This is a genomic window from Pseudomonas sp. Pseusp21 (assembly GCF_059492145.1).
On record NZ_CP168520.1, the window covers coordinates 225,563 to 241,327 of the forward strand.

17 protein-coding genes and 2 pseudogenes are annotated in these 15,765 nt (G+C 57.9%); 8 read left to right on the top strand and 11 right to left on the bottom strand.

The features are described from left to right. Positions 1-51 precede the first annotated feature (51 nt). A complete protein-coding gene (locus tag ACEN93_RS00965) occupies positions 52-1,491 on the top strand; it encodes a hypothetical protein (protein WP_495610889.1) in 1,440 nt (479 codons plus the stop codon). A 144-nt stretch (positions 1,492-1,635) separates the two neighbouring features. Here the strand turns inward: ACEN93_RS00965 and ACEN93_RS00970 are convergent, their stop codons facing one another. The 5 genes from ACEN93_RS00970 to ACEN93_RS00990 form a co-directional block, all read right to left on the bottom strand. Then, complete coding sequence (locus ACEN93_RS00970; RefSeq protein WP_179695277.1) at positions 1,636-1,998, bottom strand: DUF6124 family protein; 363 nt, start codon at positions 1,996-1,998, stop codon at positions 1,636-1,638. Between the two features lie 442 nt (positions 1,999-2,440). Then, entirely contained in the window at positions 2,441-3,358 is a 918-nt protein-coding gene (locus ACEN93_RS00975) for an AraC family transcriptional regulator (protein ID WP_495611534.1), read from the bottom strand. Between the two features lie 81 nt (positions 3,359-3,439). Then, on the bottom strand, positions 3,440-3,697 hold the full coding sequence (locus ACEN93_RS00980; RefSeq protein ID WP_039773158.1) for an Atu4866 domain-containing protein: 258 nt from the start codon (positions 3,695-3,697) through the stop codon (positions 3,440-3,442). Positions 3,698-3,716: 19 nt separating this feature from the next. Then, complete coding sequence (locus ACEN93_RS00985; RefSeq protein ID WP_445433173.1) at positions 3,717-4,013, bottom strand: hypothetical protein; 297 nt, start codon at positions 4,011-4,013, stop codon at positions 3,717-3,719. 177 nt (positions 4,014-4,190) lie between these two features. After that, on the bottom strand, positions 4,191-4,955 hold the full coding sequence (locus ACEN93_RS00990; RefSeq protein ID WP_495610890.1) for an SDR family NAD(P)-dependent oxidoreductase: 765 nt from the start codon (positions 4,953-4,955) through the stop codon (positions 4,191-4,193). A gap of 286 nt (positions 4,956-5,241) precedes the next feature. Between ACEN93_RS00990 and ACEN93_RS00995 the strand changes: the two genes are divergently transcribed. Both ACEN93_RS00995 and ACEN93_RS01000 read left to right on the top strand, forming a co-directional pair. Then, positions 5,242-6,186: an AraC family transcriptional regulator gene (locus tag ACEN93_RS00995; RefSeq protein ID WP_495610891.1), complete on the top strand. Its 945-nt coding sequence runs from the start codon at positions 5,242-5,244 to the stop codon at positions 6,184-6,186. A 180-nt stretch (positions 6,187-6,366) separates the two neighbouring features. Then, positions 6,367-7,101 carry an SDR family oxidoreductase gene (locus ACEN93_RS01000; protein ID WP_495610892.1) on the top strand — a complete coding sequence of 245 codons (735 nt, stop codon included), beginning with the start codon at positions 6,367-6,369 and terminating at the stop codon, positions 7,099-7,101. Positions 7,102-7,238: 137 nt separating this feature from the next. Here the strand turns inward: ACEN93_RS01000 and ACEN93_RS01005 are convergent. Next, positions 7,239-7,655, bottom strand: a pseudogene (locus tag ACEN93_RS01005) (hypothetical protein); the annotation flags it as partial. Continuing rightward, positions 7,573-7,839: pseudogene (locus ACEN93_RS01010) on the bottom strand (aldo/keto reductase); the annotation flags it as partial. The pseudogenes ACEN93_RS01010 and ACEN93_RS01005, both read right to left, overlap by 83 nt. A gap of 185 nt (positions 7,840-8,024) precedes the next feature. Here ACEN93_RS01010 and ACEN93_RS01015 point away from each other — a divergent pair. From ACEN93_RS01015 to ACEN93_RS01030, 4 genes are all read left to right on the top strand, one after another. Then, positions 8,025-8,789, top strand: a complete 765-nt coding sequence (locus ACEN93_RS01015; RefSeq protein WP_495610893.1) for a COG4705 family protein — start codon at positions 8,025-8,027, stop codon at positions 8,787-8,789. Between the two features lie 27 nt (positions 8,790-8,816). Next, positions 8,817-9,254: a hypothetical protein gene (locus ACEN93_RS01020; RefSeq protein WP_495610894.1), complete on the top strand. Its 438-nt coding sequence runs from the start codon at positions 8,817-8,819 to the stop codon at positions 9,252-9,254. Between the two features lie 81 nt (positions 9,255-9,335). Further along, positions 9,336-10,001 carry a response regulator gene (locus ACEN93_RS01025; RefSeq protein ID WP_495610895.1) on the top strand — a complete coding sequence of 222 codons (666 nt, stop codon included), beginning with the start codon at positions 9,336-9,338 and terminating at the stop codon, positions 9,999-10,001. Continuing rightward, positions 9,977-11,335, top strand: coding sequence for an ATP-binding protein (locus ACEN93_RS01030; protein ID WP_495610896.1), 1,359 nt, complete (start codon positions 9,977-9,979; stop codon positions 11,333-11,335). Before ACEN93_RS01025 ends, ACEN93_RS01030 begins: the two co-directional genes overlap by 25 nt. Before the next feature lie 147 nt (positions 11,336-11,482). Here the strand turns inward: ACEN93_RS01030 and ACEN93_RS01035 are convergent, their stop codons facing one another. Beyond that, positions 11,483-12,400, bottom strand: a complete 918-nt coding sequence (locus ACEN93_RS01035) for a bifunctional helix-turn-helix transcriptional regulator/GNAT family N-acetyltransferase (protein ID WP_495610897.1) — start codon at positions 12,398-12,400, stop codon at positions 11,483-11,485. Between the two features lie 251 nt (positions 12,401-12,651). Here ACEN93_RS01035 and ACEN93_RS01040 point away from each other — a divergent pair, with 251 nt between their 5' ends. After that, positions 12,652-13,098, top strand: a complete 447-nt coding sequence (locus ACEN93_RS01040; RefSeq protein WP_039773166.1) for an anti-virulence regulator CigR family protein — start codon at positions 12,652-12,654, stop codon at positions 13,096-13,098. A gap of 118 nt (positions 13,099-13,216) precedes the next feature. Here ACEN93_RS01040 and ACEN93_RS01045 read toward each other — a convergent pair whose 3' ends face one another. The 3 genes from ACEN93_RS01045 to ACEN93_RS01055 all read right to left on the bottom strand — a co-directional run bounded on the left by ACEN93_RS01045 (position 13,217) and on the right by ACEN93_RS01055 (position 15,544). After that, the gene (locus tag ACEN93_RS01045) at positions 13,217-13,477 is read right to left on the bottom strand and encodes a hypothetical protein (RefSeq protein WP_495610898.1); all 261 of its coding nucleotides are present in this window, start codon (positions 13,475-13,477) and stop codon (positions 13,217-13,219) included. Positions 13,478-13,615: 138 nt separating this feature from the next. Continuing rightward, positions 13,616-14,668, bottom strand: coding sequence for an NAD(P)/FAD-dependent oxidoreductase (locus ACEN93_RS01050; protein ID WP_495611535.1), 1,053 nt, complete (start codon positions 14,666-14,668; stop codon positions 13,616-13,618). A gap of 117 nt (positions 14,669-14,785) precedes the next feature. Further along, positions 14,786-15,544: a sulfite exporter TauE/SafE family protein gene (locus ACEN93_RS01055; RefSeq protein WP_085667172.1), complete on the bottom strand. Its 759-nt coding sequence runs from the start codon at positions 15,542-15,544 to the stop codon at positions 14,786-14,788. Between the last annotated feature and the right edge of the window lie 221 nt (positions 15,545-15,765).

Consider the following 15,765-nt stretch of genomic DNA (forward strand, 5'->3'; position numbering starts at 1 on the left):
AGTCTTTGGCGCGCAAGCAAGTTTGTAATTCTAAATTTTAAAGGGCTGGGAATGTATAAGTATCATGAAAGGGAAGTTTTGAATGCTGGGACGCTTGGAACTTATCGCGTTCACTCGCTATTCACCCGTATTACCAGTGAAGGGGACTTGAGTCCGGAGATTGGCGAACCGTTGCAAGGTGCGGTTGCGCTGCACGCGCACGAGTACACGCATTACCTCCATAATCTCTCAACTTTGGCGGGTCTTGACGCGTTGCTTGCTTGCTTCTGGCTAGTCGCTCCATTTGTGAGAGGCACGGATGACCGTGGTTGGTTTACAGCCTACGAGGGCCTTGAGTACGACGATCAGCTGACGGCAGCTTTCGCAGTAATGAACTCATCTCGGGGTTCAGTTACCGGTATTCCTAAGGATAAAAATTTTCAATGGCCTGAAATAACAGAGTGGTGTTTCGGTGAAGTATCTACCGAGTCGGTAACGCTGACCTACGGCACCGAAGGTGAGATTGGAAAAATCCAAATGCAATCGATACCTATCACTGCGAAGCACAATAAAGGAGAGCCACTAGAGTTGGTCCTAACCCCCGGTCTTGATTTTATTAGTGAAGGTATTGCTTACGAAATTGAACGGGAGCAGCGCCGCGCTCCACATTTGTCGGATAAAATCCTCGACTCTCAAACACCGTGCTATCCGTACTTGGCTTACCGACCGCTTGTTGAACACCTAATTGGACACGGTACGACTCCCCAGGAACGGATTTTAATTGGTAATTTGGCTCTTTTGAGCAGCGCTCCAGCTAAAACTTTCTTTGAATTATGCGCGGCCATCAAACGGGATAAGGACCGAGGTGATGGTAAAAAGGTTGAACAAGATCGAATTGGAGACGATATCTATCGCGCATTTGTAAGGCACGTATCCAATCCGGATTTTTCATATACTGATCAATTGAAAGAAATTCTCTCTGGCTCTGGTGATCATATAGAAGGGCTCGAAATTTATTGCAAGCTAATCGATAAAGGCCTTAAGCAACGAACGAAAACCTTTATGCTAGAGCAGATGATGATTCAGAAAAAGTTTACTGCGTATGAGTTTCGTGACTTTACATTAAATATATTAGAGCGTCTTGTCTGCCAAGAAAAAGTCGATGATGATAGCGTTATTGAATGGATAGCGCCGCTCAATGGTGTAATTGCAAAGCTTCCGGAAGAGATCCTACAGAAGCTAAGTGTTTTGCAAACCAGTATTCACTATCTACAACAGCACTTCACCGTGGATGGGCGATTGGGTAGTACGGCTCAATTGCAGGAGTCAGCATGTCCGTTCACCGATGCTTGTGAGACTCAGAAACAGTATGGTTATCCAGCAGACTGTGGAAGCAAACCGTGGAATGTTTCTGTCGACGGCGGTAAAAAAGTATGCTGGTACGAAGCTGGGCGGCTGTCACTGAGAATGGCTAAGAACGGGCAAGTAATGCTCGATGCGCCACCGGGTTAATCCCAAGTAGCGCCAGATAGCTATCGCGGATGAGGAGTCTGGTTGACCGCTTTTGGCCGATAGCTGCCATTCCCCTGGCAGCTTCGGCCAACGCTCATTCCCTCTGTCGTTCCGAACTAGTCGGTCACCAAAGAGGGCTAGCGTTTAGCTCTTCACCTCAACATGATCCAACGCCTGATTCACCGCCAACTCACTCAGCATCACCAACTGCGCAATCCCGATCGCAGTCTTGCGATGGGCGGGCTCCAGCGTGGCCGCAAAGTTGTTGAGCATCTCGCTGGCCGATCCCAATGACTCACTGGCGTTGGCCAGCAGGGATTCGGTGTTGTACGCAGGGTTGGCCAGATACATGGGGTCGTGTTTGTGGTGGCTGCCCATGATCCGTTGCTGCGGAGTCAGGTAGTGATCGAGGGCGCGTTCGGCAGCTTCGTTGAGGGTTCGGGAATCGGGGAATTTGTAGGGGGAAACCGGATCGGTTTCCGGAGGATTCGGTGTTGGTTTGATCATGGTGAAACTCCTAATTATTGAAAAGGAGCCTTCACCCTCGCTACCAAACGAAGGGTGGCGGCCAATACGCGGGTTGGTAGACCGGTAACTAGGAACCCGGCGCACTCGAAAGTGCCCTGCGCATGGCCACCATCAAGTGCAGTCCTGGGGAGGTCTGCGAATGGCGCGCTATGCGACTAGTTAACTCGGGCTACCAAACCCGATCACTGTTTTTCAGTGACCCGGAAACGATAAAACCCGTGTCCCAGACGCACAAGCCGGCGGATTCTGGCGTAGTCGTAGGTAATGACGCAAGGCGTTGTAGCCTTGAGGAAGTAACGCTGAGTGTCTTTAAACAGCAAAGGCCAAAGCCCTTAAACAACCTCCGATGGCTCCTTCAATAACCTTCGTATTGGATCTTTCCCCGGCGCTCTGCTGCCCTGAACCGGCTCCGGCCAGGCCATCACGCAGGATGCCGAACCCGGCTGGCATCTCTGGAGGGCGGGCACCCGAACTGGCGACTGTATTCCCGACTGAATTGCGACGGGCTTTCGTAGCCCACTCGATAACAGGCGCTCGCCACATCCAGCCCTTCGCCGAGCAACAGGCGGCGGGCTTCCTGCAGGCGCAGCTGTTTCTGATACTGCAGCGGACTCATGGCCGTCACTGCCTTGAAACGATGATGCAATGTGGAGCTGCCCAAGTTGGCGACCCGGGCGAGCTCTTCGATGCGCAAGGGTTGGGTGTAGTGGTTGTTCAACCAGTCGATTGCCCGTGTTACTCGCCGTGTTTGCGAGTCGCCGAGGGCAAGCTCATACAGACGACGGCCATGCACACCCCGCAGGAGGTGGTAATACAACTCGCGAAGGGCGAGCGGTGCCAGCATGCCGATGTCTTTCGGTGTTTCCAGCAGCCGGACCAGCCGCAGCATTGTTTCCAGCAGGGGCACATCGACTTTCTCAAGAAAAAGGCCAAGCTCCGGCTCGTCCGGGACGCCCGCCGGCGGAGCGTCGGCGATGACCTGAGCGATTTCCGTGGGCTCGAAATCAAACCGGATACACAGGTAGGGCGCCTCCGGGCTGGCCATCAGCACGCGACCGGACACCGGAAGGGTGACCGAAACCACCAGGTAGCTGAGGGGGTCGTACAGGTAGTGGTCGTCACTCAGGCCGATTTCCTTTTGTCCTTGCACGATCAGGCAAAGTGCCGGTTTGTGCACGGTATGGATCAGCTCCGAAGGTGCATCGAAACGGATGACATGTAGGGGAGCTATGGCGGTCTCATAGATCCCGGGTGTGGTAAAGCGTTGCGTCAGCAGGCGAACCAGTTCGTCACGGTAGACGGCTGTGTTTTGAAGGATGAAAGCATCGCTCTGTTCCATTTCAAGGCTCTCACAAGTGTTCATGAGCGTCTGCCTGAAGCTTTTCAGGCAGACGATATTCACCCGACATCATCAAAGTACTCATTGCCGATAGAGGATCATTCCGGCGTGATACAGCACGTCGTCATGAAAGTGGCCATCAGCGGTGAAGCCGGTGTCGTCCCAGTACTGGATGTAATCACCGACCAGTTCGTAGCGGCCCTGATAGGCGCTCTTGTTTTTACCACGGGCCTCGTCGTAACGACCAGTCGTCAGAAGCTCATGACGGATGAATCCATCCGCGGTGACCCACATGCCTGCGTAACGATGGTCCTGAGTGGTTTTTTTGGCATCTTTCATCACTTTTCCCCTCGGATGTTCAGACTGAGCCGATACGGCCCAAAGCCGTGCGATCAGAGCCGTTTTCGGCAACGCGAAAACCCGGAGTGCGATCACTGCCACCTTCAGTTACGCGCATGCCGGGCGTGCGGTCCGAACCATCTGCGGCAACGCGGAACCCTGGAGTGCGATCACTGCCACCTTCAGTTACGCGCATGCCGGGAGTTCGATCAGCACCGTCAGCGGCCAGGTACAGGCTGGTCGAGGAAAGGTTGATCGCGCAGGCCACCATCGCGCCGATCACCAGTGAAAGGGAAAGCCGTTTTGCGTTTTTCATTGTTCAGTCCTCATTGACGTTGTTCATCTGAGCGGCCTGCCGTGGCCTGTGTCTGCATCCGTTGCGTGCTTTCAGATTACGTAGCCGGGCGCGGCGGTGTTAGGACGAAACTGCCGCAGATTTGCCTGATCCTCTCGGGCTGGTCGGGCATGGCGTGCGGCGCGTTAGTGCTGCGGCTCAGCCGGCCGTGACAGTCATGCCGCCGTCGGCCATGACCACCGAACCGACCATGAAGCTGGCCCGATCCGAGGCGATGAACGCGACCACTTCGGCGATTTCTTCCGGTTGGGCGGCGCGGCCGATCGGTGCCGCTTCGCCATGTTGGGCGAGAAAGGCAGGGCCATCGTCGACCACATTGTTGAGGATGTTGGTCACCACATCGCCGACACCGACAGCATTGACGCGGATGCCGTGGCCAATGACTTCAAGCGCCAGGGTGCGCGTCAGTTGGGCCAGCGCGCCCTTGGAGGCGGTGTAGGCGGCAATGGTGGGGAAGGCGAAATAGGAGGCGTAGGACGCGATGTTGACGATCGATCCGGACTTGTTGGGCATCATCGCTTTGACCGCCTCCCGGCTATGCAAAAAGGCCGCCGTGGCGTTGACCGCCTGAATGCGTTCCCAGTCTTCGCGGGTCATGTCGATGACCAGTTTGTTGATGATGATGCCGGCGTTGTTGACCAGAATGTCCAGCCGCCCGAATTGCTCGACGGCCAGGGCGACCGCGCGTTCGGCTGCCCCGTCCTGAGTGACGTCGGCCACCAGGGGGACCAGGCCGGGGCGGGCCAGTGCTTCCACCTCAGGGTTTATATCTTCAGCAATGACCTGGGCGCCGCGGGCATGCAGCAGCAATGCGATGGCCTTGCCGATGCCACTGGCCGCGCCAGTGACCAGCGCGACTTTACCGGCCACTTCGTTTGGGGTGCTGCTCTTGAAGTCGGTCATGATGTTCTCCAGCGTTTTAGATCGAGTAGGGATAAGCCGTGTTGGCGCCGGCGAGGCGCTTTCATCGGCGACGGGCCTACTGTCTCGCAGCGAGGCAAAGTCGGCTTTCGTGAGATTGCCCACGCTGTCGGGGTTTTGCGCTGAATGTCAGTGAGGGAGGTTCGGCGCTCGATTCAACCCACGGGAAAAGCCCGATATCATCGAGCCGGTCACCGTGACACGGCGTGCGGGCAAGCATCGGAGACCTGTCTGGCTTCGCACAGCCGAATCTGAAAAGGACGAGTTCATGGCAAATACCGGGCGTACCTCCCAGGACGCGTTGTCGACATCCTCTCGAGACTTGCGCATCAACGGCGAGTCGATGGGTGAGTTCCTGCCAGGTGAACCGCAGGCGTTACCCTCGCGCCCGGAAATCACGGACGTGGTGATTCAGCTGTTTACCCATCGCAGCGTTACTGAGCCCATTCTCGTGCCTGCAGTGGTGGAACCGCTGCTCGTTCTGGTTCTGGCCGGGGCGGCGACGGTAGAGGAGCGCGCATTGGGGGGCGAGTGGGAAGCTGCAGATGTCAGTGCCGGCGATTTTTTCCTCACCAGTTCCGATGAGCCGTATGAAATGCGCTGGCAGACGCACGGAGGCGATACCTTTGAAGTCATGCATCTTTATTTGGGGCTGCCCTTGATCGAGCAAGCGTCTCGAGAGCTGTCGGGCCAGCACGCCGGGCCTGTGCGTTTGCGCGATGTTTCAGGGGCACGGGACGGGCGCGTCGCGTTTGTCATGGAGCAGTTGCGCACCGAGTTGCTTCTGGAACGCGCGCCCAGCGCGCTTTTCGCCCGCTCTCTGGCGCAGGCGCTGGCCGTGCATCTGGTGCGCAGCTATCTCGCTGAAAGCCAGCCCGGGCGTCGGGTCAACGCCCTGCAAGCCTACAAGTTGCGCAAAGTCACCGACGCCATGAGCGCGCATCTGAGCTCTGAATTCAGCCTGGCAGCACTGGCCAGCCTTGCCGAGCTGAGCGACTACCACTTCAGTCGCCTGTTCAAGCGGGCGACGGGACTTTCGCCATCGCAGTACTTCATTCGCATGCGTATGGTTCGTGCGCGGCACCTGCTACTGGAAACCCGCCTTAGCATCATCGACGTCGGGCTGGAGGTCGGCTACTCGAGCCCCAGTCACTTCTCGCAGGTCTTTCGTCGTGAAGTGGGCGTAACGCCCAGCGAATTCCGTGGGGCTTGAGCACCGCGTCACTACAAGTTTGCAGGCGATGCACACAGACACGAATAGGCAAAAGTTGCGCAGGTTTCGGCACGCGCCGACGGGGCCCGTGCCCTTAATCTTTTCGACGTACCCCGCAGCAACGAACGCGTCTTCAGCGGTCGGTGCTGAACCTCAATGCAGACAGCAGGAGCTACGGATATGTCGAACATTCAAAACAAAGTCGTCCTGATTACCGGTGCAAGCAGTGGTATCGGCGAAGCGGCCGCCAGGTTGATCGCCGCCAAAGGCGCGCATGTGGTCCTCGGTGCCCGCCGTACCGAGCGTCTGGACAAACTGGTCAGCGAGATCCAGGCCGAAGGTGGCTCGGCAAGTGCCTGCGCACTGGACGTTACGGATCTGCAATCGATGCACGCCTTCGTGGCGTTCGCCAAGACCCAACATGGCAAGGTCGATGTGATCATCAACAACGCGGGCGTGATGCCGTTGTCTCCGCTGGCCTCGTTGAAGGTCAACGAATGGAACCAGATGCTCGATGTCAACGTGCGTGGCGTATTGCACGGTATTGCCGCCGTCCTGCCGGACATGCAGGCGCAGGGTTTCGGTCAGGTCATCAATATCTCGTCGATCGGTGGCCTCGCGGTTTCTCCGACAGCTGCGGTGTACTGCGCGACCAAATTCGCGGTCAGGGCTATCTCGGATGGCCTGCGTCAGGAAACGGACAAGATCCGCGTCACCGTGGTGTGCCCGGGGGTCGTCGAGTCCGAATTGGCGGATACGATTTTCGATGAGGTGGCCCGCGAGGAAATGAAAGCCTTCCGCCGTGTGGCGCTGAATGCAGACGCCATTGCGCGAGCGCTCGCCTATGCCATCGAACAGCCCGACGATGTCGATGTGAGTGAGATCGTGGTTCGTCCGACCGCCAGTCCGCACTGAGACCTCCTGGGTGCAAGCAAAACCTGGTTCGGAGCAGCCGCTCATGAGCGGCTGCTCTCGTCAGGCATGGCAGATTAAGGCTTTGGATTCTCAGCCTCTATGGAGCAGCGCATCCACCACAACCCCAAACGCCGACGGCGGCCCGCATCGCCGCGTCGAGGCTGATCGATCAGATAGACGCCGTAGTGGCGACGCAGAAACAGGTTCTGAAAACCCTCGCGGCCATCGGCGGTGGTTTCCCAGGTCTTGGAGAACTGACCGGCGCCGTGCCACATGACGATGGGCAGTTTTCGCGCATCGAACGGGATCTGGTAGAACGCGTAGGCGTGGTCGCCGTGGTAGGTCTGGCCCTCGGGCGTCAGCGGTTTGCGCGGATTGAAGGTGCCCGGTGCGGTGGTCATGGTTCCGCCAGCGGCAAAGCTGCCTTGTGACTGAATCAGCAGCGGGCTTTCGGGCTGGTTCGCGCAGGCGCTCACCGAAGGTAAAGCCGAACTTGGTGGCGATGACCACCTGATCGCGGACCGGCGCCAGCGCTTCGCCCACCACTTGCTCATTCAAGTAAGGGCCGTAGACCTCGGCGGTATCGAAGAACGTCACGCCTTGATCAACCGCTGAGCGGATCAGCGAAATGGCTTGTCCAGTATCGGTGGCGGGGCCGTAGCCATGGCTCAGACCCATGCAGCCAAAGCCCAGGGCCGAGACTTCGAGTGAGCTGTTGCCGAGTGTTCGCTTGTGCATTCTGATCTCCCGTGGTTTGGCGTTGGGGGAACAGTAAGCGAGCGCAGGAGAAGGGACTAGGCAGGTAAATCGGCAAGGGTTTATGAAATTCTTTCATTAATCCGAAGCCTCAGTCCCAGCTAAGTTTCGGGTCGTATCTTTCCTCCAGCGCAAGTTCAGCGCTGCTCAGGAGAGGTTGCCCGCCCATGAATCCCGCAAAAGCCGGATGGCTGAATAAAGTCCCCGAAGTGACACTGGCCTTCTGGGTAATCAAAATTCTATCGACCACGGTGGGTGAAACCGGCGCCGATTACCTTGCCGTGGACGTGGGGTTCGGCGCTGGCTGGACCAGCATCGGCATGGCGCTGCTGCTGGGGGGCGCGCTGTTCCTGCAAATGCGCAAAAAGGCGTACTCACCGTGGATCTACTGGCTGACCGTGGTACTGGTGAGCATCGTCGGCACGCAGATCACCGATATCATGACCGACATGCTCGACATCAGTCTTTACTTCAGCACTGCGGTGTTCTCGGTCCTGCTGGCGTTGAACTTCCTTATCTGGTTCACCCTGGAAAACAACCTTTCGATTCGCGAAATCAACACTCCGCGGCGCGAACTTTTCTACTGGTCCACTGTGCTTTGCACCTTTGCCCTGGGCACCGCCGCCGGCGATCTGGCCACGGAAGCGCTGGGGCTGGGGTTCACCGTCGGTGCGGTGATTTTCGGCGCGCTGATTGCGGCGACACTGCTGGCCTGGCGCCTCGGAGCCAATGTGGTGCTGACCTTCTGGATCGCCTACATCCTGACCCGTCCGTTCGGTGCCTCACTCGGTGATTTGCTGACGCAGGCCAAGACCTACGGAGGCCTGGGCATGGGCGCCGCCTGGACCAGCGCGATATTCCTGACCGTCATCGTGCTGTTGGTAGCGGTTGCGCAAATCAGCCTCGGCAACCGTAAAGCCGCCATTCAATAACCTTCAGACCTCTATCAAGGAATCCACATGCGAACCTTTCAAACGGCTATCCGTCACGTCGCGATCATCTCGTCACTGGTATTGCTCGGCAGTCTGGCCGGCTGCTCGAAACCCGCCGACAAACCTGCTAACGGTGCGTCAACCAACTCAATGAGTGCGCCAGCGCAGTCCGGCTCGAAGCTGGGCGATCTGAGTGAGTTCCGCACCATTGCCTCCGACGTATCCGCACTGGTCGGCAAGAACGACCTGCCTGCAGCCAAGACCCGCATCAAGGATCTGGAAACATCCTGGGACTCTGCCGAAGCGGGTATCAAGCCGCGCGCCGCCGCTGACTGGCATGTGTTGGACAAAGCCATTGACCGTGCACTCGACGCCCTGCGTGCCAGTGCGCCGAAGCAGGCTGAATGCAAGGCGGCCATGGACGACTTGCTCAAGGTTTTCGATTCGATGAAAGGTCAGCCATAAGCCAGCGGACAAACGCCGGTTCAAGTGCTTCAATACAGGCGCGACGGGACTACCGTCGCGCCTTTTCTGTCGGAGTGGTGCATGCGGATTCTGCTGGTCGAAGATGACCTGATGATCGGGGATGCCATCGAGGGTGTGCTCAAGGACGCCAGCTACGCTACTGACTGGGTGAAAAACGGTCTCACCGCGTTGGCCGCGCTGGACACGCAGACGTACGACCTGGTGCTGCTGGACCTCGGCCTGCCCGGCAAGGACGGGCTCGATGTGCTGGATACCATTCGCGCACGCAACAATCCGGTACCGTTGCTGATCATCACCGCCCGCGATGGCCTGGATGATCGCCTGCGTGGCCTTGATGGCGGCGCCGATGACTTCCTGCTCAAGCCCTTCGCCATGGCCGAGCTGCTGGCGCGTATGCGCGCGGTATTGCGCCGTCGCGGTGGAAACGCGCAATCGCTGCTGGACAACGGTGAAGTGTCGTTGAATCTGCTTTCCAAACAGGCCTCCACCGCCGAACTCGCCGAGGTCCAACTCTCCAGTCGCGAATTTGCGCTGTTGCAGGCGCTGTTGATCCGCCCGGGAGCCATTCTCTCGCGCAGTGAACTGGAAGACCGGATTTACGGCTGGGGCAATGAAGTGGAAAGCAATGCAGTGGAGTTTCTGATACATGCATTGCGGCGAAAACTGGGGAGCCATGTCATCAAGAATGTCAGGGGGATGGGATGGATGGTTTCAAAAGGCGTCTGAGCGATTCGGTGCAGTCGCGACTTTCCATCACGCTGTCTCTGGCCATTCTCATCGTCGCTTTGCTGGCCGCTGTGTTCGCGTTTATTTCGGCACTCAACGAAGCGCACGAAATGCAGGACGAAAGCCTGCGCCAGGTGGCGGTGCTGTTCGATCGCCAGCACATGACCCTGCGCTATCCCGGCGACGAGCGCATCGTTGGTGACGATGAAGAGTCGAGGATTATCGTGCAGTACCTGGCCGATAGCGCCAAAGCGTCCGGTAATGACGACGCCAGCATCCCGTTGCCGTTTCCCGTTTCCCTGGCCGATGGGTTGTCGACGCTGAACATCGCCGGTGAAAACTTTCGCGCGCTGGTCAGAACCACCTCCACAGGCGAGCGCATCGTGGTCGCTCAAGAGGCCGACGTGCGCGAAAAGGAAGCGCGGGAAAGTGCCTGGCGCAGTCTGCTGCCGTTTCTTATTCTGTTCCCGGTGCTGTTGTTGGTGGTGGGCGATCTTGTGCGCAAGCTGTTCCGTCCGATTGCCACGCTCTCGGCAGAGATCGATCAGCGCGATCAGCAGGCGCTGCATCCTGTCGATGAACAGCACCTGCCAAATGAAATTCGGCCCTTCGTGGTGGCGATCAATCGCCTGCTAAAACGCGTCGCGCAGGCCATGGAGGCTCAGCGGCGCTTTATCGCAGATGCTGCCCATGAATTACGTTCGCCGATGACGGCGCTGTCCTTGCAGGCGGAGCGATTGAACGCCACAGCCATGTCGGAGGAAGCCCGGCAGAGCTTTGTACCGTTGGCTCAGGGCATCGAGCGCAGTCGCAAACTCATCGAACAGTTGTTGGCCCTGGCCGCTGCCCAATCGATCGCGCAACGAACCGAGACGGTAGTTTCGGTGCATGCAATCTTTCGTCGAGTGCTGGAAGACCTGCTGCCATTGGCAGAAAACAAGGACATCGATATCGGTGTGGAAAGTGTCGAGGACGTGAAGGTCGTTATCAACGAGCTGGACCTGTTTGTTCTGATCAAGAACCTGGTCGACAACGCTATCCGCTATTCACCGGCAGGCGGCCGGGTCGACTTGAATGTCGAGCCGGTGGCGCAGGGTGTACTCATCGAGATCAAGGACTCCGGCCCGGGCATCAGCACCGAAGAACAAGCGCTGGTGTTCGACCCGTTTTACCGCAGTCTGGGTACAGGTGAAGCGGGCTCGGGGCTGGGTCTGTCTATTGTCTGCGCGATCGTCAATCGTAACGATGCAAGCGTCACGTTTGGGTTCTCAGACGAGCCAAACCAGAAAGGGCTGCTTGTTTCGGTACGATTGAACAGGAAAGGAGGGGGCTGATTTAATTTCTGAAAATTAATCAGTCCCCTTTTTTATGTGAGTGAGATCGTGGTTCGTCCGACCGCCAGTCCGCACTGAGTCGTTCCGGGCGCAATCACCCGTGGTTTGTGCCCCGTTCTGCCTGGCTACAAAGACTGGGCATAAACCTCACAACTCAATCGCCCACGTCTGACTGACCAAATCCTTACCGAAGCTGTGAATCGGCTCTTCCTCGACAAGCTCAAATCCTGCCCGCTGGTATAACCGGCGGGCATCCACCAGATTGCTGGTGGTCCACAGGATCATCTTTTTGTAGCCGACATCCCGGGCAAAACGCAGGCATTCCTCGACCAGCCGATTGCCGATCCCCAGGCCCCGCGCACTGGCATCCACGTAGAGCATGCGCAGTTTCGCGGTGGTTTCGTCGTGGCGGATGACGAACACCGAACCCACCACCTTGCCGTCCTTCTCCGCGATCCAGCAGCGCTCGCCGGTGGGGTCGAATTCGCGCAGGTATTTGGCGACGACCTCTGCCACCAGCGCTTCGAACTCTGAATTCCAGCCGTATTCACGGCTGTAGATCGCGGTTTGCTGATGCACCACCAGACCCATGTCACCGGGCTGCGGATCGCGCAGCAGATAGGTCTTTGGCTGACCACCCTCGAGCAGCGTCTGGATCTGCTTCATCGATGCGATCAATTGCAGTTGCTGCGGTTCGGACAGGCGTTCGAGCAGGGTGATGACTTCTTGCCGCGAGGCTTGCTCCAGCGGCGCGAGGATTTCGCGGCCGAGGTCGGTGATGTGCAACTGACTGGCGCGGGCGTCGGTGGTGGAGGGGACTTTCTGGATCAGGCCTTTTTTGTCGAAACCGCTGATGAGGCGACTCATGTAGCCCGCGTCGAGGCCCAGCATCTGGCGCAGGTCGGTGCTGGTCAGATCGCCCTGGGACGCAAGTTCGTAGAGGATGCGCAGCTCGGTGAGCGAGTAGTCGCTTTGCAGCAAGTGTTCCTGCAACACGCCGATCTGATGGGTGTAGAAACGGTTGAACTGCCGGACGATGTCGGCGCGGTCGGTGATCGTGGACATGGCGTGATGCTCATATGTTTGCTTTAGGCAACTATATAGTTGCCTTAGGCAAGCAAGTCAAATGAATGATTTCACGATCCCGAACGCAAAGTCAGCCGGAACGAACGCTCAGTCGTGTCCATTCGTATGTTTCTGAGGCTCACGGTTTCCAGATGCGTCGCCGCGTGACCGCGATGACAGGGCCATCTCTCCATGCCTGTAAAAAAAACTGACTAGAATCCAAACACACCCATTCATTCAAGGAACGACCCATGTCCGGTTTACGCACGTTGATTGCGACCACGACCTGTATTGCGCTGTTGAGCACTTCGGTGTCAGCGCTGGCCGATCCTGGCAATGGAAAGGGGCAGGGCAAAGGCAATCCGCATAACAGCCAGGATCATGGCAATCAGGGGAAAAAAGGCGGGGGCGGTTATCAGGGGCACGGCCCGAGTATCGATCGCGGCGGGGTGATCGGGATTGTGGAAGGCTATCGTGGCTACTGGACCCCGGGCCCGGCGTTGCCGCCCGGCATTCAGAAGAACCTGGCGCGGGGCAAACCGCTGCCGCCCGGTATTGCGAAGAAGCTCGATGGTCGACTGGTCGGGAGGCTGCCGCACTACGACGGCTATGAATGGCAGCAGGTCGGCACCGATCTGATCCTGGTCGCGCTGGCTACAGGGCTGATTTATGAAGTGCTGAATGGCGCCTTTGATTGAGGTCAGCGGAGCGAACAATTCCGCCTGTTTTGGGGACAGATTTATTTTCCACTCAGACATGAAAAAGCCCGGCGGATAAGGCCGGGCTTTCGTCGGGTACTGCGGTAAAACCGAGCATTCAGGCGTTACGACTTTCGATCAGACGGTCAGAACCACCTTCGGCAACTGCATCACTGAACAGCGGATCGGTTTCGGTCGCGGCAACGGCGTCACTGAACAGCGGATCAGTTTCGGTCGCAGCTACGGCATCGCTGAACAGTGGGTCGGTTTGAGTCGCAGCGGCAACCGCATCGCTGAACAGTGGATCGGTTTCAGTCGCCGCAAAAGCATTCAGGGCGAAGAGCGAGAAGGTGATGCCGAGGATAGTTTGGCGTTTCATGGTTCTGTACTCCGTGTGCAGTGGGTTGGTATGGAGCAGATCCTACGCTTTGGATTTGATATGAGAACTTCATTGAATTAATGGTTGTTATTGATGCGGTCAATGGGAGTGCTCGGCCCGGCCACCGCGGGCTTGTTCTTACGTCTTGAAAAAACGGTCAGGCCGGCATGGCGCCAGGGCAGGTGAAACCTGATCGTCGATCAGCTCGTCACTGACCAGGCGGCCTGCGACTGCCGCGAGTGTGACGCCAGGGTGCATCGTACAAACGTACATTGCGCCGATCCCGGGCAGATAACCGATGATGGGCACGCCGTCCGCAGGCATGGGCCTGAGCCCGATACACGCCAATTCTGGCTCAATGGAAATGATACCCGCCAACTCGTTGCGGATGGCCGCCGCGGTTCGTTGCGCTATGGCTTGCGGGCGGTTCTCCAGGGAGTTGTCCAGATAGTCTTCCGCCGCCAGCAAGATCCCTTGCGAATCCTGTCTGACTTCCATCTCAGGACTGGAGATCAGGGTATTCACCCGATCGGGTTGCATCCTGTAGCGGATGAAAACAGCGGGCGAGGCCTCGATCGGAAGGGATAGGTTCAGAGTTTCAGTCAGTTGCCTGATGGCCGTTCCTGCGGCCAATACGACCACGTCAGCTTCGATGGCACCGGTTGCGGTTTCGACGCCAGTCACCGTTGCATCGCGGAGGGTAAAACCCTGCACTTGGGTATGCACCAGTACCATCGCTCCAAGAGCCTGAGCACCGGCGATCAACGCATGGGTGGCTTGCACGGCGTCCAATGCGCCTTCCTGTGGATTGTAATAGGCTTGTCGAGGGGGATTTTTGAGGTTCGGCTCAAGGTCGAGAATTTGTGCTTGAGTGAGCAGGTTGGCTGACGCTTCCAGGTCTGTGCCGGGCGGATAACTCAGGGCGCCCGTCCAATGAATCTTCAGGTCCGGCAGTTCCGCTTCGAGCCGGTGATACTCCTGGATTGCCGCAGCGCGCAGTTGCGCAATGGGATCGGGCCCACTTTGCGACGTGTTGATCCACGCAAACGAGCGCCCGGTCACGCCACTCGCGACCTCACCGGCCTCGATCACAGTGACCTGCGCACCTTTGCAAGCCAGGTGATAAGCGACGGACGCACCCACGATGCCGGCACCGATGACAATCACACGCCTTGCACTCTCTGTTTTCAAATCAACCTCCAGGTTGTCGATTCGCAATGGTATGAAGCCTATTTCATCCATCCAGCATTCGGATCAATCGGTTGCCGTGCCTGCGTTCAAATAACCCCGGCCCGGCCTGAACTTCGTTCAGGCCATGTATCCCCCGACTCCATCCCACAACAACTTCAACGCCGTGACCACCAGCAAGCCATAACAGGCGCGGTACATCTGACGCTGGTCCAGTCTGGCGTGCAGCCGCCAGCCCAGCCAGACGCCGCAGGGTACAGCGAGCAAGCTGACGAGCATCAGTGTCAGCACGTTGCCGGTAGGTTTGGCCAGCAGCAGCCATGGCACTGCCTTGAGGAGATTGCCCACGGTGAAAAACAGGCTGGTCGTTCCGGCATACATCTGCTTGCTCAGCCCCAGCGGCAGCAGATAGATCGCCAGTGGCGGCCCGCCGGAATGCGCCACCATCGTCGTAATACCCGAAGTAATGCCGGCAGCCACGGCTTTGGGTGAGGAGCGCGGCCGCACTCGCACTTCTCCGCCGGCCTTGAACCACAAACCGACAAACAACAGCGTGATCGCCGCCATGACGATGGCGATGGCGCGGTGGTCCAGCACCCGGAAAAGCAAATAGCCGGCGCCGATGCCGACGATCAAACCTGGTACCAACAACTTCAGGTCGGGTTTTGACCAGGTGGAAGGCTTCCAGTAGCGCAGGCTGAACAGATCCATGGCGACGAACAATGGCGCCAGCACCCCGCCAGCCGTGATCGGGTCCATCACCAGCGACAACAGCGGAATCCCGACAATCGCAAAGCCGCCGCCGAACGCGCCCTTCATGAAGCAGATCAGGAACACGCCGGCGAAGGTGACGAGGAGGGTGGTGAAGGTCAGATCCACGGCGTGTGCTCACTTCATTTCGGGCGGGGAGTGGCCTTAATTTCGCTCACGGTCTGCAGGATGAACAGTTACAGTTTCGAGGCCGATCCACGGACCAGTTGCCAACTGGATCGAATGTGGGCCTCGGGCAAAGTTCGGTTTGGGGAGATAGGGGCATATGCGGCTTGAAGACATCCTGACCGAAGACCTTTACGTGGTGTTCTGCGGAATCAATCCGGGTT